We start from the raw sequence: 23,109 nt of genomic DNA, 5'->3' as shown, positions 1-23,109 counted from the left end.
AACAAATACATAAATGGATATAATCTTTTTGAAGATGTATTGTCTAACTTTATATTCTCTAATTATACCCTTACTTTATCATTTAAACCATTAAAGATAAAGAAAATGAAAAGATTCCTGATTGTACTGCTACTGATGACAACCCATTCAACCCTCTTAGCACAAAGTACAAAAATCGCAAGTGGATGGCGCAAAATAGAAGAAACGAGTATCGAATTCAAAAATGAAACCGGTCAAATTCTGGTATCCTCAACAAAGCGTTTTGGGTCCATAAAAATAAAGGTTGACAACTCGGCAATAAATTTTGAATTTTTTGATATTTATTTTGATGATGGTAGTTTGCAAAGAGTCGATATCCATCAAGTAATCAAAAGCGGCGGAGAAACCAATGCCATGATTATCGGTGGTAAAAAAATAATCAAGCGAATTGATTTCAGCTATAAATCCATCGGGATAACCAGCAGTACAAAACCGCAAGTGGAACTTTGGGGAATTTAAAACCGTCTTGTAACCAATTCAGATGTGCGAATTATGTAAAAAAACAATTTTCAACTGTAAGGCTTATCCCAAGTTTTAGTGCCAAATTTGTGTAAGGAACACATTAACCCGTAATAAATTAACTAATACTGTTTCAGTAACGCGCTATTATTCAATACACAAACAAGGTGATGTTACATAAATACGTGAAGAAAGGTTTAAAAATAACCGGCTGGATAATAGCTTCTATTATCGGGCTGATTCTTCTTGTGGTGTTATTAATCCAAGTTCCGGCGGTGCAGAATAGCCTTAAAAAAAGAGCGGTAGCTTATCTGGAAGGCAAAATACACACACCGGTCAGTATTGGCAGAATCAAAATTGGTCTCCCCAAAAAAGTCATACTCGAACAGGTTTATTTCCAAAGTCAGTCAGGTGATACTTTACTTGCCGGAGAGAAAATAGCGGTTGATATCAGCCTTTTTAAATTGTTTGATGATGAAGTCGAAATCAATTCCATCAGCCTCAAAAACATCACAGCCAATGTAAACCGCGATAAAGATTCGGTTTTCAATTTCGATTATATCATTGACGCTTTTGCCTCAAAGGAATCTAAAAAATCCGAAAAGAAAACCAAATTTTCTATCCATAATGTCAACTTAGATAACATCCGAGTTCATTTTGATGATGCGATTACCAAAAATAATTTGAACGTATCGCTGACCCATTTTGATACGCGAATGAAAGTATTTGACTTGGATAAAATGGATTTTGAAGTCCCAAAAATCAGTCTCAACGGCTTAAAAGTAAAACTAAAACAAGGTGAACTACTCCGAGAAATAACGACCAAAACAATCGTGATTGCTGATTCCTTGATAAAGAAACGACCCGATTTAAAAATAAAACTAGGCGTAGTCGAATTGACCAAAATAAGCGTAAGCTACGACAATGCCGGAACACGATTGAACAGCGGTGTCTCACTCGAAAAACTTTATATTGCCTTTGAGGAAACCAATTTACAAAAGCAAAAAATAACCATCGACCGATTTGAATTAGAAGGTGTAAAAGGCGGACTAACACTCGGCAAATATGACCGAAAACTCGACATCAATACACTTCCGGCGCAAGCGGTGCCCAATTGGCAACTGAGCCTGAATAAGGTGAGCCTAAAACAGATTGATTTCCGTTTTGATGATGAAAATACTGTGCGGATGAAACGCGGTATCGATTACCGACATTTGACTATAAACCAACTCCAACTCGAAGCCAATAACCTAAAATATGCTAACGAAGTTGTGTCCGGGAATATCAAATCATTTACCGTAAAAGAGCAAAGTGGTCTTGATGTCAAAGCTTTTCGCAGCAATATTACTTATAGTCCTCGTGGCGTACAACTGAAAAATCTGTATTTAGAAACACCACAAACCTTACTTCGCAACCAAGTAGCAGTTAATTACCCATCAATACAAGCACTGCAAGCCAATCCCGGAATACTTGGAATCAATGCCGATTTTCAGCAAAGTCGCGTTTCTGTTAAAGACATCTTGATATTTGCACCCGAAGTGAGTGAAGTAGCGCTCTTTAAAAACAATCCAAATGCTATTGCCAAAATCAACGGACAGGTTAGAGGTCATCTCCGAGATCTTATTTTTCCCAAAGTACAAATCAGCGGCATAGGAACGATGAATATGGTAGCAAGCGGCAGAATTATTGGCTTACCTGATGGTTTAAAAGCTTGGTATAACCTCGACATAAAATACCTGCAATTGGGCGCCAAAGATGTTCGTAGGGTTTTAGGCGATGAGCTAATTCCAACCAACATACAGTTTCCCGAGCGCATGAGTCTTAAATGCACTTTCAAAGGGAAATTAGATAATTTCAATACCGATTTGGTGCTGAACAGCAGTTTCGGTGGTGCCAAAATAAAAACTGGTTTCGATTACCGATACAAAAACAGAGAACAATACAATGGCGTTGCCGAACTCAATAATTTTGACATGGGAAAATTAATCAAAGACAATTCGATAGGCAAAGTTACCGCCAAAGCCAAAATAAAAGGCAACGGACTGAATCCAAAAACAGCTTCGGCTAATATTGATGGCTTCATGCGAAAAGGTACTTTCAACGATTACACTTATCAAAATCTAGCCCTAAAAGGAACGATTGCTAAAAGCAATTACAAAGCCACAGCCAACAGCAACGACCCGAATCTCGAATTTGATATGGTTTCCGAAGGCAGTTTTAAAGAAAAATATCCACAAGTAAAGTTGCAATTAAATTTGGCTATGGCCGATTTAGAAAAGCTAAACTTTCACACCGGACCCTTAAAAGTAAGGGGGCAACTCGACGCCAATCTAACCACAGCCAATCCCGATTTTCTTAACGGAAAGATAGCAGTGCATCATTTGCTTTTTTCCAATAACAAAGAGCAATTCCAATTAGATTCCATCAATATCACCGCCATCGCAACCGCTGAAAAGAATTCACTGCAAATAAAATCCCAACTCTTAGAAGCCAATATGGAGGGCCAATACCAATTGAGTAAAGTGGTAACAGCGGTATCTAATTCGGTTGCGAATTATTACGATAGGGAACCCTCGGCAAAGAAAAAACCAACATCACCACAGCGATTTGATTTTAATATTAGTGTCAGCAACGATAAGGTTATTACGCAACTATTCCCAACCATTACACAACTGCAACCCATCAGTATCAAAGGCCGATACAATAGCGTTAATGATACTATTATGGTCAAGGCTACGATACCAAAATTGGTCTATGAGACGAGTACGATTAACAATGCCGTGATTAATATTGATACAAAAGACAACGCTTTAGTCTATAATATTTTTATTGATGAAGTGAAAAACGCCCAATTCCGTTTGCCGGGTACTTCAGTGGAAGGTGTCATAAAAGACAACACCTTGGGCTATAGATTGCAATTGCTTGATGATAAAAACAAAGACCAATACTTAGTCGCCGGAACTTTGAAAGCCATTAACGGCAATACCGAATTTCATTTGTCGCCCGAAGACTTATTGCTGAATTATGAAAAATGGACCGTCACTGAAAACAATCGGATTCAATTGGGGAAGAATGGAATTTATGCCAATGATTTTCTATTAACCAATGGCGGCAGTTTGGTTAAGTTACAATCCCAATCGAATACATTCAACGCCCCGTTATTGATTAATTTCACCGATTTTGACATTGCCACACTTTCCCGCATGGTGCAAAAAGAAGCTCTGGCTTTTGGTGGTGTTATTGATGGAGAAGTGCGATTGGAAAACCTCAATACAAATGCCATTTTTACATCAGAATTGACGATAGAAAATTTCTCTTTTAAGAAAGAAGTCATTGGGAATATCAGTCTGAAAGTCGACAATAGGGTAGCCAACACTTATGCAGTTCAAGCCACGCTTTCCGGAAAGGAAAATCAGGTAACCGTAGACGGGATTTATAGAAATGGCGACCAAAGTTTTGATTTGAAACTTGATATGCAAAAACTAAATTTGTTGAGCATTCAACCGTTTACTTATGACCAAATTACAAAAAGCAGCGGTTATGTTTCAGGAAAATTCCTTATCAAAGGCACGGTGGCCCAACCCAAAATCATAGGCGATTTGCAATTTCACAATGGCGCTTTTACGGTTACCACACTCAATTCGGCTTTTGAATTGCTGAATGATTCCGTGACGTTTACCGGAGAAGGCATGGTGTTTAAAAAGTTCATTTTGACAGATTCCAAAAAGAACACCCTCGAACTGCGAGGGAAAATCGATACGCCCAATTACCGCGATTATGCTTTCGACTTGCGAATAAATGCCGATAACTTTAGAGTCACTAATTCAACCGCTAAAGACAACGACTTGTACTACGGAAAGCTGTTTGTTGATACTCGATTAAGGGTAAACGGCGATCTCAATAAACCAATTGTGGAAGGCAATATCAAAGTCAATAAAAATACCGAACTAACTATAGTATTACCACAATCCGACCCGGCGATAGCCGACAGAGAAGGCATCGTAGAGTTTATCGACCAAGATGCGCCGCTAGTAGATGAACGATTTGCAGTAGCGCTTGATTCACTTAATAAATCAAAATTTAAAGGCATGGATGTGTCTGTTAATATTGAAGTCAATAAAGAAGCCGAACTGACTTTGGTTATCGATAAAGGCAATGGAGATTATCTGAAATTAAAAGGCGAAGCCCAACTTACCGGAGGCATCGATGAATCAGGAAAAACTACATTGACCGGACGTTACGAACTAAAAGAAGGTTCCTATGATATGACCTTTAATTTCCTCAGAAGAAAGTTTGAAATCCGCGAAGGCAGTTATATTCTTTGGACCGGCGAACCTACTACGGCGGATATTAATATCAAGGCAGTTTATAAAACCAAGACAGCGCCTATTGACTTGCTCGACGACCAATTGGGAAATGTTTCGCCAACTGTTAGAAATACCTACAAACAGCGAATCCCCTTTGAGACCGTCCTGAAAATGAAAGGCGAATTGCTAAAACCAATCATCACTTTTGATATTGTTTTGCCCGAAGGCAATTATAACGTTTCGCCTGAAATAGTAACCACTACGCGAACTAAATTGGAACAATTGCGCCAGCAACCGGACGAACTCAACAAACAGGTCTTTGCCTTGTTACTATTAAACCGATTTATAGGAGAAAATCCATTTGCCAGTGAGGCAGGCAGCGGAACAGAAGCCCTTGCCCGTCAAAGTGTGAGCAAATTGTTATCGCAACAACTAAACAATCTCGCAGGCGATTTAATCAAAGGCGTTGAAGTCGATTTAGACTTGGAAACTTCCAATGATTACACTACTGGAGAAAAAGCCAATCGCACCGATTTGAATGTGGGTGTTTCCAAAGAATTACTCGATGACCGATTAAAAGTCACTGTAGGCAGTAGCTTCGGACTTGAAGGACCTGAACAAGCCAATCGCGACATGACCAATATAGCCGGTGATATTTCTCTGAATTACCAACTCTCCAAAGACGGCCGATATATGCTAAGAGCTTATCGCAAGAATGAATACCAAATTGCCTTGCAAGGACAAATAATTGAAACCGGAGTGGCTTTTATAATAACGATGGATTACAATAAATTCAATGAACTTTTTCACCGTTCGGAAGAGGAGAAAAGAATAAAAGAAGCTATGAAGAGAAAAAAGAAAAGAGATGACGCCTTAGAAGAAGAACAGAAAGAACAACCACCAACCGAAGAAACAGAAAAAAAAATATAGTATGAAGGCACTCAACCGCTATTTGATTATTTTTTTACTGCTGCTATTAGGCTCGTCCTGTAGCAATACCAAGCGTTTGCCTGAAGGCGAGTTATTGTATGTAGGTGGCAAAGTAAAAGTAATTGACACTACGGTTTCCCGAAAAGAACGCAAAGCCTTGGAAACGGAACTCAAAGCATTATTGCGCCCTAAACCTAATACCAAATTCCTTGGATTGCGCGTCAAATTGTTTTTCTATAACTTGGCCGGTGAACCTAAAAAACAAAAAGGTTTTCGTTATTGGCTACGTACCAAAGCAGGCGAACCACCGGTATTATTCAGTCAGGTTGATATGGAATATAATACCCTTTTATTGCAGAATTATTCGGAGAATCGAGGTTACTTTAAAGCCACAGCCACAGCAGATTCTACCAAAAGAGGCAAACGCGCCACCACCGAATATACAGCCTATCCCGGAAAACAATACCACATCAAAGAAATCAAATTCCCAACGGATTCTTCCGCACTGGGAAGAGCAGTAACAGCAACACAAGATAAAACCCTTTTGAAGAAAGGTGAGCCTTATGATTTAGACCTTATCAAAGCGGAACGCCTTCGGATTGACGGCCGACTCAAAGAACAAGGTTACTACTATTTTGGACCCGATTATCTGAAAGTTCAGGTGGATAGCACCGTGGGCAGTTATGAAACCGATTTGATTGTAAAAGTAAAGGACGAAACGCCGTCAAAAGCCCGAAAAGTGTTTACCATCGGTGACATTATCATTTATCCTAATTATTCTATTAATACCGGAAAACGCCGTTTGGATAAACTTGAAAAAGACACCACGGCAGTTGTACAATACAAGGATTTTACCATTTATGACAAAGAAAAATTATTCAATCCGCGCATCTTTGACCGCACGCTTTACTTTGCTAAAGGCGATTTGTACAACAGAACCGATCACAATCTTTCGCTGAACCGATTGGTAAATCTTGGCACGTTTAAGTTTGTGAAGAACCAGTTTACCGTTTCTGATTCGATTGATACGGTTTTGGATGCTTACTATTATCTCACACCGCATAAAAAGAAATCCATCCGCGTAGAAGTTTTGGGAAAAACCAATTCGGCCAATTATACCGGAACGGAACTCAACGTTAATTGGAGCAACCGCAATACTTTCAGAGGAGCGGAATTGTTTACTGTTTCCGTTTTTGGCGGACTCGAAGTACAGGTTTCCGGACAAAATAACGGGTTTAATGTATATCGAATAGGGTCGGAAGCGAGCTTAATTTGGCCTCGTTTTATAGCGCCGTTTAAATTAAAATCTTCCAGTGGATTTGTGCCCAAAACTAAGGCTACCATCGGTTATGAATTCCAAAAAAGAGAACAACTGTACGCCCTTAATTCCTTCAAAGGTTCCTTTGGTTATTTGTGGAAAGAAAATATCCGCAAGGAACACCATTTGAATGTAACCGACATTCATTATGTAAGTCCGAATAATGTAACCAGTTTGTACATCGAGCAAATTGCGGCCAATCCAACTTTAGCCAAAGTCATTGAAAAGCAATTGATATTTGGTCCGACCTATTCCTATACCTACACCAATACAATGGAAACGATTCGAAAAAATACTTTGTATTATAAAGGCTCGGTAGATACATCGGCCATGCTTACAGGTTTAATCACCAGTGCCAATGTAAAACAAGGCGATACCATTAAAGTATTGGGCGTACCCTTTAGCCAGTTTATCAAGTTTGAAAATGACTTTCGCCATTATATAAAACTCGGGCCCGAATCCCAATTGGCAAGCCGTATTATTGCCGGAGTAGGCTATAGTTATGGCAATTCGACCGAACTTCCCTTTATCAAGCAGTTTTTTATTGGCGGGACCAATAGCATTCGGGCTTTTCGTTCGCGCTCCATTGGTCCGGGTTCTTACCTTCCTGAACCTGGTGCCAGTGCTTTTTTACCCGACCAATCGGGTGATATCAAACTCGAATTCAATACAGAATACCGAACTAAATTGTTCAGTTTTATCAAAGGAGCGGTCTTTGTAGACGCCGGTAATATTTGGTTGATGAATAGAAATCCTCAGAAACCGAGTGCCGAATTCTCTAAAAAATTTATGGATCAAATAGCTGTTGGAACCGGAATTGGACTTCGATTTGACTTATCATTTTTATTGTTGCGTACCGATTTTGCGTTCCCCATCCGAAAACCTTATTTGGAAGACGGCCAGCGATGGGTATTAGATGAAATTGATTTTGGGAGCGGTTCTTGGCGGAAGGAAAATCTCGTATTCAATTTAGCTATTGGGTATCCATTTTAAAAGGATTAATATGTTCTTGCCAAATCGCTAATTTCTTTTCAAAAGACATCCCAGCATTCGCCGGACTGGTTGAAGGCAAAGTCACTAAGGTATAAGCAGCGTCAGTTTCAACATATTTTTTAAAATAGTGAGCGGCTTTTTGTCCGTTAAAATAAATGTGAGTTACATTGGGATGTTGTTTGAGAAAGGTTTTAAAATCATTGGGCACTTCTTTGAGGATGGCACTGTCTAAACTGCCTTGTCGTTCACAAGCTTGTAATACATCCCATAAGGCTATATTATTTTGAAGTAACAGCTTTTTCTTGGTTTCATAGTCTGTTGAAAAGGGCATATTACAAATCGTAAATAATAACTTCCAAAAATAATTCCTCGGATGTCCGTAATATTCATTCGCCAAAAGCGAAGCAATCCCGGGCATTGTGCCTAAGATTAATATTGTAGCTGTCGGATTGGAGATAGCAGGAAAGGAGTAGATTTTCATGATTTGCTTTTCTGTTCTATTTTATCTGAATCGAGTTGGTTTTTAAAATTATGTTTGATTTCATCAAAAACGCCTTCTAAATTATCAAACACTTGTTTATTTTCAAACCGAAGTACTATTATTCCAAAATGAGCTATAAATAAATCTCTTTCTTGATCTTTTTCCTGTTGGGTAAAGCTGAAGTGATAATCACCATCCAATTCAATAGCTAATTGTTCACTTGCACAATAAAAGTCAACTATATAATTGCCAATACTATGCTGGCGCCTAAATTTTCGACCTTCAAATTTTGAATTTTGAATTTGCTTCCAAAAGTACGCTTCAGCAGGAGTGAGTTTATTTCTTAGTTCTTTTCTAAAAGTTTTTAAATAGGGAAGGTTGTGAATTACAGGTTTTTTTACCACCCCATCTCGTCTTGGGACGAGACACCCCTCCTTATCAAGGAGGGGTGTCTTGTCTTGTTTATTGTTCAAGTCTTGTTTTTTCATCACAATTATAAAATATTAGACCCCTATAATTGTAGTAAAAATAATAAATAATTTAAAGCACACTCAAAAGTTCCCCTCCTTTCCAGGGAGGGGTGGCTCAGCTCTGCTGAGACGGGGTGGTTAAAACACCCTTTGCAACACTGCTGCCAATCGAACTCCGGCTTTTGCAATCTGCGTTTTTATAATCGGAGCGCTGTTGTCTATATACTTTTGGGTAACAATATTGCCTTGTGTGTTATAACATTTGCCCAATAAGTTATTGGATTCTTGTGCCCAAGTGACCACATTGATTTTTTGAAGATTCACAAGTTGGCTTTTTGAAAAAGGGTTAGCAGAGAGACAACCTTTAAGATTTATTCTTTTATGTCGGATAATCCCGCTGTCCCAAAAAGCATGTAGGTTTGTCCCCTGACCTTTAAAGTTAAGCTGCGTTTTGTTTCCGCCTTTGTCATAGCCATAACCTACGTGTAGCGGTTGGTGCAAATCGGCCACTAAGTGGAATAAAAACAGTACTTTGATTTTGATTTGGGCCTTGTTTAGTTGCTTTTTGTTTTGCAATTCTTTGATGGTTTTATCCAAGATATAAAGAATATTATTTCCCTTTTTTAGCGTTACTTTTTCACCTCTGTTAAAATTCATATAGTGATAGGTTTTCATATACCCATAGCCGGGTTGTTTGCTAGCATCATCCATCCAGGTGGCCGCTTGTTGTATCGTCATCCCGTTGAGTGCATTAAGTACTTTTTTCTTTGTGGCCGCATCAAGTTGGTTAAAGGCAGCCTCAGCCACCATAATATGACCTTTTTTACCCCAAGCAAAAGTATTGGTAATACTGAATAGGATAAAGAGTAATAAGACAGTAAAGTTTTTCATAGCATAAATAGCATTTTAATTTAATAACATAACAAATATATATTTATTAGTCATTGCCTATTCTTTTATGCCAAATATTATTGCCCTCCCGAATGCTCCTGCAAAAAGTAGTAAAGCAATACACTAGGAGTACTGATACTGTAGAAAAAATTCTTCATTGTCATATTTTTTCTTCCCGTTCCCAATAGCGGTGATTACCCATCGCATTTACAAAAGAATCCCCAAATTTTTCCTCTATTTCTTTACTTACGATTACACCGGCATCTGAATTTTTACCGGCTTTAAACGCATTGGTCTCTGCGAGAACCTCAATTCCTTCACCTTCAGCGGCAATGAATTTACAATGTTTAAAAGCATCGTTTACAAATTCGGCCACGTCTTTGTTTCCTTTTAATCCAGCTATTCCTTGACCGGCAGGAACAAATACAGCATCAAACAAAACGGAAGCCGCAATAAGGTAACTTTGATCCACAGGCAACACATTTCCTTCTACGGTTTTAATCGTTCCCATGTGTGGCGCAATGATTTTAATGGAGGCACCGGCATCTTCCAAAGCTTTTTTCATGTTGTTAACCGACACGTTACTCACGCCCTCATTACAAAGGAATGCCACTTGGCGTGTAGCGATAGTATTGGTAACTGTTTTATTTTTAATCATGCTCAAGGCGTCTGAAGATTCTATTTCCTGTTTGATTCCGGTTTTGGATTCGTTTTTAGGATTGGCATCGGCACCGGCACCATGATTCAATGGTTTTTCGGGTGTTGTTGGCACTTCCATACCTAAACCTTCTGCCACTTTTGAGGCGAGTGTTTTATCAATTTGCGAAAGCAATCCGAGTGTCCGAGTTCTGATGGCTGCTGTTGCTACTTTTCCCAATTCAAATCGCAAGGCTTTGATGATGTGTCCTTGTTCGACAGGTGTTTGACTTTTAAAGAAAAGTGTGGCCTGACTAAAGTGGTCTGAAAAACTTTCACTGCGTTCCCGTACTTTTTGTGCATCTATGCGTTCGTTGAATGAGGTAAAACCGCCTTCTTCAATTTTAGCCTGAAAAGGACAACCGCCACCAAGCGAATTAGGATGATAGCTTACTCTTCCTACCGCTATTTCTTGCCGCATATGGCCATCACGCTGGTTGTTATGCATGGGAGCCACGGTTCTGTTAATCGGAATTTCATGAAAGTTTGGACTCCCTAATCTCGACAACTGTGTATCGGTATAAGAGAATAATCTACCTTGTAAAAGCGGATCATTAGTAAAGTCAATACCCGGAACTACATGACCGGGATGGAAGGCAACCTGCTCTGTTTCGGCAAAGAAATTATCCGGATTTTTATTTAGAACCATGCGTCCGATTATCGTGACCGGAACCAATTCTTCCGGGACAAGTTTTGTGGGGTCTAATAAATCAAAATTGTATTTATGTTCGTCAGCATCCGGAATTAGCTGCACGCCCAGTTCCCATTCAGGGAAGTTCCCTTTTTCAATGGCTTCCCATAAATCTTGTTTGTGAAAATCCGAATTCTTACCCGAAATTTTTTGAGCCTCATCCCAAACTACCGCATGCGTACCTAATTTAGGTTTCCAGTGGAATTTGACAAAATGGGATTCGTTATTTTGATTAATAAATCGGAAAGTATGTACGCCAAAACCTTCCATCATTCGCAAGCTTCTTGGAATGGCACGGTCACTCATTGCCCACATAATCATGTGCATCGATTCGGGCATTAGTGAAATAAAATCCCAAAAGGTATCATGTGCCGAACCTGCCTGTGGCATTTCATTATGAGGTTCCGGTTTTACGGCATGTACAAGGTCAGGGAATTTCATAGCATCTTGTATAAAGAATACGGGCATATTATTCCCCACCAAATCATAATTGCCTTGCTGAGTATAAAATTTGACTGAAAACCCACGAACATCTCTTGCCAAATCCGTAGAACCTTTTGAACCCGCTACGGTTGAAAACCTCACGAATAAAGGCGTTTTAACAGAAGTGTCATTTAGGAATTCTGCTTTTGTATATTTTTCTAAAGGTTTGTAAAGTTCAAAAAAGCCATGAGCTGCCGAACCTCTGGCATGTACAATTCGTTCCGGAATCCGTTCGTGGTCAAAATGGGTTATTTTTTCACGCAATATAAAATCTTCAAGCAGTGAAGGTCCGCGTTCACCAGCTTTTAGCGCATTGTTATTATCATTGATTTTGACTCCTTGATTGGTAGTAAGAAATTCACCATCCGCCTCTGATTTATAAAGGCTTAGATCTTCTTGTTTGGCTTTGGAGTTGTCTTGGTTTGTATTGTCAGTTTTTTTCATTTGATTATTTTTTTATTTGTGTACCAATAATTTTTGCAAGTTTTACAAAAAATAGGTGCGGTTATTTTAGCCATTGTTTACGTTTAGCCTATAAATTAAACCGCCGACAATAAGCCGGCGGTTTTTATAACTTAAAGTCCCGGAGTTCTTGCAGCTTTATTAACGCTCTTTTCCGAATCCTCTGAATCTTCCCAATCCTCTGTATTTTCTTCATTTAAAATCAGCTCATTGTCATCCACGGAATCTTCATTATCACGTTCATCAAAATCTTCCGGATTTGGAATCTGATTGTCACTGTCTTGTGGGTCATCATATTCATTATTCCTTTTTATGCCCGATTCTGATTCTTGGCTGTAATTTCTTTCGCTGTCTGAACCGGAAATTGTTGCATTGAAGTCTCTACCATTTTCCGGAGAACGTTGGGAATTGGCTTCTGCATCACTACTGTTTCTCGATTCATTGTTGTCTCGGTCTAATTGAGATTGTTGATTTCGAGATTCTCTTTCCTGCGGGTTACGGTCGCTCTGACTATAATCCCTGTTGTTGTCATTTTCCATAGTTTTAATTTACTAATTTACCTTTGGGAACTTTTAACCTCATTGTCTGAGGATTTCCCTGATTTACTGTCAGTTGATTTTCCTGATTTACTGTCTCTGGCTTTTTTCGCAGCACTGTTTTTATCATCCGCTTTACTTGATGAAATTGCATTTTTTGTGTTCATACTATTATTTTTTAAATTAAATATTATCAAATGTACTCTTACCATATCCGCTTTTTTTATACTATTCGTTAAAAGTATTTTATAATTCACATCTGTTTTTTTAACATAATAAGAAGACAGTCAGGAGATTACTTACAGGTTAATCATCAACCTTTAACGCTGCCTTTATCGAAATGATTTTTGAGTCTTTGCCTAATAGAGATTGTAGATATCACCATTTCAAATTTTATCACTACTTGTAATGATGTAAATAATCGGCCGGATTGTATAATAACAAGCGAGGCAGAATAATCGAATTTTGTAGAAATTCTACAATTATGCTGTAACTATAATTAATCAACCCGCTTTTATGACAACAACAGAAATACAACAGTTACCATTTTATGCTAAATTTGCTTTTATACTGGTTATCTTAATCTCATTGGGTTTTTTGTTCTATATCGGGCAAAGCATTCTTTCTCCTTTGTTGTTGGCATTATTGTTTGCCATATTGCTCAGACCGGTAACTGCTTTTTTTACAGATAAACTTCATTTGCCCAATGTGTTGGCATCGCTGATCAGTGTAGTGCTTTTTTCCTTTGTTTTTGTTGCCATTTTTTATTTTATTACCATACAGGTGGCTGATATGGCCGATGATTGGGGCAAGATTAAAAGAAACCTTAACATCCATTACAACCATTTACAGTCCTATGTCACTGAAAACTTCAACTTCAGTAAAAGAGAACAGGACGCCATGGTTGATGATGCCACCAGCAGCTCAGCAGAGAGCGGAAAAGAAATCATCGGGATTACCTTAGTTACTTTTACCGATACTTTATTGACGATGGTATTGATTCCGATTTACATGTTTTTAATACTGTTGTACCGAACCCATTTTACTAAATTCTTTTCCAAATTGTTCCACATAAAGTACCATGGTGTGCTGCAGGATGTTATTACTACCATCAAGATTTCGGTACAAAGTTATATTTTAGGACTCTTAATAGAATTGCTTATTGTTTCCGGTCTTACCACGGCTGGCTTGTTGTTTTTGGGTGTTGAATATGCTATTCTATTAGGGGTTATCACCGGTCTTTTAAACCTAATTCCTTACATAGGCATTCTTATCGCCGGACTGCTAACCATAATAGCTTCACTAACAGGTTCAAGCGAATTGTCTGTCATTATTGGAATAGTAGTAGTGAATGTGGTCGTACAAATTATTGACAATAATCTTTTAGTGCCATGGGTGGTGAGTTCAAAAGTAGAAATCAATCCGTTGGCTTCTATCGTGGGTATTGTTATTGGCGGAGGACTTGGCGGTGTTTCAGGAATGTTCTTAGCCATTCCGATAATGGCGATGATGAAAGTAATATTTGATAGAATAGAATCTTTAGAAGCCTGGGGTTATTTGTTAGGTGATGACTTACCCAGGTCTTTTAGATGGCGGCGTAAACCGATACCGAAGGAATAGTTTTAATAAGTATAGGGATTAGGGATAAGTTCATGTCGTTTAAATGATTACTTACTTTTCCCTTTATGCTATCCCAACTCAAAACACAGCATCCTGCAACCCGGGATTCCATCCTTCCTAAGCTGCCCATTGCATTAACGTTTGAAACTCTTCGAATGAAAGCCTTCTGAAAATTAGTTTTCTATTGTTCATAGGCTAAAATTATCAAAAATATTTCAACTCCCAAACCATCATTTCCGGTTGAGTTTTTGCTAATGCAAACTCTAAAGAATAGTCACAAAAAAAAGCGAAAGATATTCTCTTTCGCTTTTTATGAGTTGAATAAAAAATTAACGTTTTACGATTCGTACGGTTTTGGTTTCATCATCTTGCGTTACAACAATGTTATAAACACCCGAAGCATAATTTAAGCCTAGGTTTTCTTGCTGTATATCCTCAGGTCTTTTTACACTTCGTTCCAATAGTTTCCCGGTCATATCATATACAGCTAATGTCACTTCGCTTACACTCGAGGTGCTTAGCTTGAAACGGAACGAATCTGAATACGGATTCGGATAAGCTAAGGCATCGAAAGACATTTTTTTATTGGATACTACTGCTCTTGCTTGAATACAGTCGGTGTAATATACTATGACAGCAGCTGAAAATACACTTACACCACAGCTGTTGGTAAATTTCGCTCTAAAATAATTCGCTCCCGACAATGGATTAGTTACGGTAAAGCTCTGACCATTAGCACCTTCAATATTAGTGTATCCTAATGTGTTAGAAGTAGCTGATCTTTGCCATTGAATAGCGCCAACATAGCCGTTTCCAATAGTCAATACCTTTGAAGCATCATTGGTACACATAGCGGTTAAAGCAGTTTTACCCGATGGTAAAGTTGTATTGACCGCAATGGCTTTGGCTAATGATTTTGGTGCCAATTCAATAAAAATCGATTCACTATATACCGTTGCACATCCGCCAACACTTACTTTCGCTCTGTAAGCTGTTCGCACTGTTAGGTTTTTAACTTCAAAGGTGCTTTGGGTTTTACCGGTGCTGTACCAAGTAACAAGATCGGTTGATCTTTCCCATAAGATAGTACCTATTACATCATTTAATTCTAATAAAGTGGTGCCGCTACCGGCACAGATGGTAGTTGAACCCGCAGTAATATATCCGGCTACGGCATTGTTTACAAGAGTGTATAATACAACATTACTATATTCTGAGGTACAAGTTCCGCTGGTTACTTTAGCTCTAAAAAAGACATTAGTAGTCAAATTACTCACCAAATAAGTGGTTGAAGTACTTACTGTTGAAGTGGTACTAAAAGGGTCGGTTTGCAAATTGGTTACTCTAGGTGCATTACTAAAATTAATACCGTCTGTTGAGTATTCCCATTGAATTTTACCTCGATATCCGGTTAATTTTAAAGTACTCGAACCGCTGCTGCACAAATAACCACCGCCGGTTACTGTACCACTTAAGGATGGTAAATCAACTTTTATAGTTTTTATGGCAGTAGTGGCCGAAGTATTATCACAAGAGTTTGAAACCACCGCTCTGTAGGCCAAATGACTATTGGTTTGCGCGTTCATCAATGTATAAACTTGTTCATTGGCTCCGGGTATATCGGTGAATGTTCCGGTAGCATTAGGGGCCGATTGCCACTGTATTGAAGTACCCGATTCGCCAAGTAAGATAAAATCAATATTATTGTTTAAACATACCGAGGTTGGCGCAGTAATTCTTCCGGCTGCTGTTGCGCCTACTATATAAACGGTCGCAATATCTGAAATTACACTCCCACAAGTACCGTTTATAATCACCCTGAATTGGGTTCCATTTGGAGGATAATTGCTGGCTTTGGTAATAGTGAGTGTAGGTGAAGTAATGCCCGAAAACACTCCGTTTATACTATCGTTTAGATTATTCCAACCCGGGTTTACATTAGTTGTTGAGATAATACGATACTGCCAAGTATAGGTAGCCTCAGGCATAATGGTCGCCACAGTAAAGCTCGTTGTTGAACCTGCAGGGCTACAAAGGTTTGCATTAATAGGTTGGGTAGTAATCGCCGAACTATTGTTGTTAATCACAGCTAAATTTACCGCTTCAGAGGTTAAGCTGCCACAATTACCGCTTACAAAACACGAATAAGAAGCAACATCATTGTCGGTTGGATATTGAATAGTAAAAACAGGATTGGTAGCTCCTGCAATGGCAACATTGTCTTTCAGCCATTGGTAAGTCACATCACTACCCGAACCAATTACTTCAAAACTCACCGATGTTCCGGCACAAACAGTTTGTGGTAGCGGTTGCAAATCGATTACAGTGGAAGTACATACCGCAAAAGTGATATGGGCATAATTATCACCACAATTATTTCTCGTTTTTATAGTATAGGTAGTGGTAGGGGTTAAAACAGTGGGTGTCCCCGAGATGATTCCGGTTTGCACATCAAACTGCATCCCGGCGGGTAAAGCCGGTGATATGGTGTACAAGTGAGGTCCGGTTATTTTATCTATGGTATTGGTACTGTAATTAAAAACATATAAGGTATTGCTAGCGCCTGGTATAACTTTAGAATAATAACCGAAATATACATTTATTTCTTCTATACTACCATCAGGATTAATTTTTTTGATAATGTAGTAACCACCAGTATAAACGGTACCGTCAGCCCCTACAGATAGTCTGACATTCCATATTGAATCGGCGATTTCCGTAATAGTATCATTTTCTATTTTTAGAATCACTCCCGAACTAATAGCAACATAAATGGTTCCGGATGGGCTTACTGCTAAACTGTACGGATATCCGTTTACAGCCCAAGTGTTAAGAACAGTTCCGTCAGGACTTATCTTTTTAACGGTGTTGGCATACAATTCGGCTACATAAATATTATTTGAAGCATCTATACTTAAGCCATTAGGGTAATCTATACCGGAGATTGCGGTTGTAAGGTTTCCGGCGGTATCAATTTTTAAGATACTGTTGCTTGATTGTTGGTTTACAAATACATTCCCCTCACTATCAACCGCTATGTTGTTGGGTTGATTGATAGTATTGTTAACTATCGTAATATTTCCATTGGTGTCTACTTTTTTAATGGTACCGCCATAAGTATCACAGATATAAAAGTTACCCACGGCATCTTGAGCAAAATCATCCATAAAAGTATCAGGTACAGCACGATAAGTGCTAGTAATGTACTGGTTTTGATGAAGTGCTCCTCCGGTGTTCGTTGGAATTAAAGGGGTCATCGGCTCATTCAAATAGTATCCACTACTCAAATCATTGTAATTTATAATAGGAGATAGGTTCACTACAACCGTTGCGGTTTCCGATACCACATTCCCTTCCGGACTGGTTACAAAACAAAGGTAATCACCGTTATCACTATCCCCTACATTCAACAATTCCAATGTGCTTGAAGTGGCTCCTGTTACAGGAGTGCTGTTTTTGTACCATTGATAACCTAAGTTACAGCCTCTGGCTACAGTATTTAAAAATACATTACCTCCGGCACAAAGGGTTTGACTTGTGGGTTGTACATCCATTATAATCGGACCGCAAGTTGAAAAGCTGATATTGGTGTTAAATGTGTTACAGCCATTGTTAATAGAAACCGTATAACTAGTCGTAGGAACAAACGTTAGAGGAGTGCCCGAAATAGTTCCTGTCAATGGATCTAAAGTCATCCCAGTAGGCAGCGCAGGGGTAACAGTATAAGATACACCCTGAATAATCTTTACCAAATTGGCTGGAGATGTAGAAACATATAGAATTCCGTCGCTATCCGAAACAATCCTATTGGCACTTGTGATGTTGTTAGTTACAGTGGTTATTATGCCTTGAGCATTTATCTTTTTTACAGTTCCATAGTATAGATCTGTAAAATAAAAGTTACCTCTGCCATCGGTTGATAAATCATTTAGATACTCTAAATTATCAACAGCAGTGCTTACTATTCCTTCCGGACTGATTATTTTGATGGCATTGTTATAAGTGTCTGCCACATAAATTGAGCCGTCTTCTTTTATTTCTAATCCGGAAGGATTGTCAAATCCGGTAGCCCATGTAGTCACTGTTCCGTCGAGGGCTATTTTTTTAATAGCATTGTCACCGTTAGCGTAAACATACACCACTCCGTTGGCATCTACTACTATCCCTGCGGGGTATATGATACCTGTACCTATATTGGTAACTGTTCCGTTTAGAGCAATTTTTTTAATTTCATTATTAAAAGTATTGACTACATACAAATTGTTTTGGTTATCCACTGCCACGGCATCGAGGTACCCTAATCCGGTGTAAATATTGGTCAAAGTGCCGTCAGGACTCCACTTTTTGATGCCGGTGTAGCCATAACCAATCATGTAAATACTGCCATCATTACCTCTGGCAATGTCTTTTGAGTATTGTGTTCCCGAACTTAAATCACTAACAGAAATTTCATTGGTTACAATACTTCCTCCGGTTATAGTTAGGTTTAATGGCGTCATTTCAACTCCATATTGGTAATTGGAAATTACGTCAGGATAACTGATAATCCTATCGGTTAAAACATTTAATGACACAGTCTCTGATAGGAGGTTGCCGTATGGAGTTGTAATTTCACAATTGTACGTTCCATTATCAGAATCGGTTATATTGTTTAGGACTAAAGAGGCCTCGTTAGCCTCATCAATAGCAGTACCGTTTAAATACCATTGGTAGTTCAAATTACATCCTGTAGCCGTGAGGCTAAAGGTAACATTATTGCCTGCACAGGCTGTTTTTGATAGGGGTTGGGTAATGATTACAGGCGGTGAACAAATTTCAAATCCTAATGTAGTGGCGGTGTTCCCACAACTGTTCCCAACTCTTATCGAATAAGTGGTAAAAGGACTCAAAATAGTTGGGGTTCCGCTAATAACACCGGTCTCCGGATGTAAGGTCAAGCCCGCCGGAAGCGAAGGTGTTATGGTATAATTAACCAAACTACTAATCTTGCTTACCCTTCTTTTGTCAGAATGTACTACATATAAGTTGCCTAATCCATCCATACTAATGTCGGTAATATTGCTAAAATTGTTGCTTACAATGCTAATACTACCGTCTAGTGATACCCTTTTAATCAAATTATTGCCGCTGTCTGCCACATAAACATTCCCTGTTGGGTCTATGGCCACATCTATCGGATTATTAAAACCACTACCCACATTCGTTAGGGTTCCATTGGGAGCCCTCTTTTTTACCAAATTGTTACTCCAGTCGGCTACATATAAGTTGCCTTGACTGTCTACTGCCATTCCTTTGGGATCACTAAGGCTTAAATTTAAATTGGTAACCAAACCACTAGGGGTGATTTTTTTGATAACATTGCTGAAGGATGTATTCAAATAAATATTGCCCTCTTCATCAACCACAATGTATTTAATGGTACCCAGACCAGTTTTAAAAAGGGTTTGGGCACCATTACCGATTTTTTTATAAAGATTTCCGTTTTCATTAGCGGTGTATATGGTAGTTACATCTACAGCTACCACACCCATATACATTGGTGTAGCGATGTTGGTGGTGTTAAGCGTGTTGCTGGCTATTTTTTTTAAATTGTTGGTAAAATCAGCAATATAAGTGTTTCCTTCTGCATCATTTGCTAAACTTTCGACTTGACTAAAACCGGAAATTAAAGTAAAATTGTCCCCATCAGGTTCAATTTTTCTTAAGGTATTATTCTGATCAGTAATATAAATATTACCATTACTGTCTAAGTCTATTCCATAACAGTAAGTATTGATTAGATTGTATGGCGTTACCGTATTGTTTGGGTCAACTTTTTTGATATCATTCCCGGTAGTTACATAAACATTCCCGGCAGCATCGGTATCTAAATCTACAAAATATGTTCCTACTCCGGAAATAGTGGTTACAGTACCTATCGTATTTATTTTCTTTAATGAATTGCCATTATCAATTACATAAATGTTTCCCAAGGCATCCAATGTCAAGGCAAGTGGGTTGAATAATCCACTACCCAGCATTGACGTAGTACCATCGAGAGCTATTTTTTTTATAAAATTAATATTATCTTCAATATAATAAATATTCCCATCTGCATCTACTGTGATATCTTGAGGAAAATAGATACCAGTAGCGATGATAGTAACACCACCACTAGGGTCTATTTTTTGGATGCTACTACTATTTTTGCTTTCTATTACATAAACATTGTTAGAGGAATCTACAGTTATTCCGTAAGGTAAATTAAGAGTAGGACCAATCAAGGTGACCACCCCATTAGGACTAATTTTGCGAATTTTGGTGTTGTAAGCATTTTCGATCAAATAGATATTTCCGTTAGTGTCTGTGGCAACCCTGAAAGGAAAAGTGAGTCCGAATATACTTTCCGAAGAAGGCGTAATAGTACCACCCGTATTTGTGGGTATGATAGGAGCAATAGCACTTCCGGAGAAATAGGTAGAACTTACCGGACTGTAACTTATTGCCGGACTACTGTTAAGACTCAATCCCATAGTATTGGAGGTAACACTACCCGAACTTCCGGTTACCACACAATGATAAGAACCTAGGGAGGTAGCAGAGATATTGGTTAAATTCAATATCGAACTTAAGGCGCCTGAAATTGGAGTACCGTCTTTATACCATTGATAAGTTAAATTACAGCCTACAGCCTCAACTCTCAATGATTTGCTGCTTCCTTCACAAACCACGGCAGCATCCGATTGCGATAGGATAGACACCGTACTACTGCAAACACCAAAAGTAATTTGAGTGCTTCCAATTCCACAATCATTGCCTGCAGAAATCGTATAAGTGGTACTCAAAGCGGCTTCGGTTGGCGTGCCTGATATTTGACCATTTAAAACATTGAAATTTAAACCTTTAGGTAATGGAGGTGAAATTTGAAAATAATTATAGCGAGTAACCGTATTGGCATTTTGGTTAGGCTTATATATCCTCCCAAAACTGTCCAAGGCAATTCCATCATCATTTGAATATGTTGTGTTTGAAAGATTGCTAATTATTCCGTTAGGGCTTATTTTGATTAATTGATTAGAATAATAATTAATGGTGTAAATATTACCTAAGTTATCAATAGCTATATTTTCAAAGTAGTAATTGGTGAATTCCACAACACCATTGGTAATGTTTACTACCTCAGTATTTGTTAATTTATTAATCCTATATCCATCAGTCACATACACATTGCCCGCGGCATCACAAGCCAAAGACTTAGGACTGCTCATGTAAGGGTTCACAGTAGTGACAGTTCCTGAGAGGTCAATTTTTTTAATATTATTTTGGCCTTGCTTCACATAAACCTGACCCAAAGGGTCAGCTGCTAGACTATTCACGTCAGGAAAATTAAAAGCTATAATAGTAATACTGCCACTTGGACTAATTTTCTTTATAAAATAAAAATAGGTACTAGTACTCATAAGATCTGCTACATACATATTGCCTAACCCATCCATAGCCATTTTTGATGGACCTGTAAACCCCGAGGCAAATATGCTAAGCGTCCCATCAACACTCCTTTTTCGAATCATTTTATTGTTTTTGTCTAACAAATAAATGTTATTAGAAGCATCAATAACAATATCTCTGGGGCTACTAATATGGGTCAGGGAACTGGTCGAATTGTTAGCCGATATTTTTTCAACTGAATTATTTGAAGTATCACTGACATAAACATTTCCGTTGGCATCAACCGCTATCCCTTTGGGAGAGGTGTAAGAACCGGCCAAAGTAGTTGTTTGGTTATCCAGGCTTATTTTTTTAATGGCATTATTCCCGGTATCGGCCACATAAACCAAACCATTGCTGTCTACAACAACCGCTTCCGGAAATTGAAAACCAAATCCTAAGGTAGTAATCACATTGTTGGTTGAGATTTTTTTGATGTTGTTATTCCCGGTTTCTGCCACATAAAGATTTCCAACAACATCAATAGCCACCCCTGAGGGGATAGACAATCCTGTGGCAACAGTACTTACCACATTAGCGGTGCTTATTTTTTTTATGGCATTATTCCCGGTATCGGCCACATACACATTCCCGTTTTGGTCTACAGCAACCCCACGTGGACTCGAAAAGCCACTCCCAATAATAGTTACGGTGTTATTGGTGTCTATCTTTTTAATCACATTATTGCCGGTATCGGCCACATACAAAACCCCTGCTTGGTCAATACTCAAACCTCTGGGCGCATTAAACCCGGTTACTACTACTGTAATGATACCGTTGGGAGTCATCTTTTTAATCTGGTTGTTCGCGCTTTCCAGTACATAAATGTTGCCAAGCGCATCAACCGTAATTCCAGTAGGCTGTCCTATTGGAGAGTTGAAGTTTATGAGACTGCTTCCTGAGGTAACCGTGCCACCGGTATGGGTAACGTATAAAGTAGGTATGGGACTGTTCAAGTTGTATTGGCTGTTCACACCCGAATAGCTGAATTGTGGCGATACACATTGTGCCATAATTTGGTATTGGCTCAAACACAATATAAAGGCAAGAATTGCGGTGGTAATTTTTCTCATATTTTTGATAGTCAATGGATAGGCTATAAAAATATCTTTTTTTAGTTTAACTCAAAATGCCATTTTTTTAATATTCGACTAAGTACCAATATATCTGTTAAACAACGTGATTTAATAATCGTTTAACGGTATTATATTATGGTTAAAGGGAATTATAAATTCGACCAAGGTTACGATGTTATTTCGATTTTTT

11 protein-coding genes are annotated in these 23,109 nt (G+C 38.5%); 4 read left to right on the top strand and 7 right to left on the bottom strand.

Features of this window, described 5'->3' with window-relative positions; all coding sequences use genetic code 11:
* The first annotated feature begins 105 nt into the window (after positions 1–105).
* The 3 genes from ACK4HO_RS04940 to ACK4HO_RS04930 all read left to right on the top strand — a co-directional run bounded on the left by ACK4HO_RS04940 (position 106) and on the right by ACK4HO_RS04930 (position 8,046).
* Positions 106–498: a hypothetical protein gene (locus ACK4HO_RS04940; protein ID WP_409663387.1), complete on the top strand. Its 393-nt coding sequence runs from the start codon at positions 106–108 to the stop codon at positions 496–498.
* Between the two features lie 170 nt (positions 499–668).
* Positions 669–5,735 carry a translocation/assembly module TamB domain-containing protein gene (locus tag ACK4HO_RS04935; RefSeq protein WP_409663384.1) on the top strand — a complete coding sequence of 1,689 codons (5,067 nt, stop codon included), beginning with the start codon at positions 669–671 and terminating at the stop codon, positions 5,733–5,735.
* A gap of 1 nt (position 5,736) precedes the next feature.
* Positions 5,737–8,046, top strand: a complete 2,310-nt coding sequence (locus ACK4HO_RS04930; RefSeq protein WP_409663382.1) for a BamA/TamA family outer membrane protein — start codon at positions 5,737–5,739, stop codon at positions 8,044–8,046.
* Here ACK4HO_RS04930 and ACK4HO_RS04925 read toward each other — a convergent pair.
* The 6 genes from ACK4HO_RS04925 to ACK4HO_RS04900 all read right to left on the bottom strand — a co-directional run bounded on the left by ACK4HO_RS04925 (position 8,027) and on the right by ACK4HO_RS04900 (position 12,923).
* On the bottom strand, positions 8,027–8,527 hold the full coding sequence (locus ACK4HO_RS04925; RefSeq protein WP_409663379.1) for a DNA-deoxyinosine glycosylase: 501 nt from the start codon (positions 8,525–8,527) through the stop codon (positions 8,027–8,029). The genes ACK4HO_RS04930 and ACK4HO_RS04925 overlap by 20 nt on opposite strands.
* Positions 8,524–9,015, bottom strand: a complete 492-nt coding sequence (locus tag ACK4HO_RS04920) for an endonuclease domain-containing protein (protein ID WP_409663376.1) — start codon at positions 9,013–9,015, stop codon at positions 8,524–8,526. Before ACK4HO_RS04920 ends, ACK4HO_RS04925 begins: the two co-directional genes overlap by 4 nt.
* 120 nt (positions 9,016–9,135) lie before the next feature.
* A complete protein-coding gene (locus tag ACK4HO_RS04915) occupies positions 9,136–9,888 on the bottom strand; it encodes a S1/P1 nuclease (RefSeq protein WP_409663374.1) in 753 nt (250 codons plus the stop codon).
* A 160-nt stretch (positions 9,889–10,048) separates the two neighbouring features.
* Positions 10,049–12,202: a catalase gene (locus ACK4HO_RS04910; protein WP_409663371.1), complete on the bottom strand. Its 2,154-nt coding sequence runs from the start codon at positions 12,200–12,202 to the stop codon at positions 10,049–10,051.
* A gap of 131 nt (positions 12,203–12,333) precedes the next feature.
* Positions 12,334–12,759, bottom strand: a complete 426-nt coding sequence (locus ACK4HO_RS04905) for a hypothetical protein (RefSeq protein WP_409663368.1) — start codon at positions 12,757–12,759, stop codon at positions 12,334–12,336.
* Positions 12,760–12,776: 17 nt separating this feature from the next.
* Positions 12,777–12,923: a hypothetical protein gene (locus ACK4HO_RS04900; RefSeq protein ID WP_409663366.1), complete on the bottom strand. Its 147-nt coding sequence runs from the start codon at positions 12,921–12,923 to the stop codon at positions 12,777–12,779.
* A gap of 349 nt (positions 12,924–13,272) precedes the next feature.
* On the opposite strand from ACK4HO_RS04900, the gene ACK4HO_RS04895 reads away from it, so the two are divergent.
* Entirely contained in the window at positions 13,273–14,376 is a 1,104-nt protein-coding gene (locus ACK4HO_RS04895; RefSeq protein ID WP_409663364.1) for an AI-2E family transporter, read from the top strand.
* A gap of 329 nt (positions 14,377–14,705) precedes the next feature.
* On the opposite strand, the gene ACK4HO_RS04890 is transcribed toward ACK4HO_RS04895, so the two are convergent.
* On the bottom strand, positions 14,706–22,916 hold the full coding sequence (locus ACK4HO_RS04890; RefSeq protein ID WP_409663361.1) for an immunoglobulin domain-containing protein: 8,211 nt from the start codon (positions 22,914–22,916) through the stop codon (positions 14,706–14,708).
* Between the last annotated feature and the right edge of the window lie 193 nt (positions 22,917–23,109).

It is taken from the genome of Flavobacterium sp. (assembly GCF_046296355.1).
GTDB lineage: Bacteria > Bacteroidota > Bacteroidia > Flavobacteriales > Flavobacteriaceae > Flavobacterium.
This window is presented reverse-complemented; position numbering and strand designations above follow the sequence as displayed.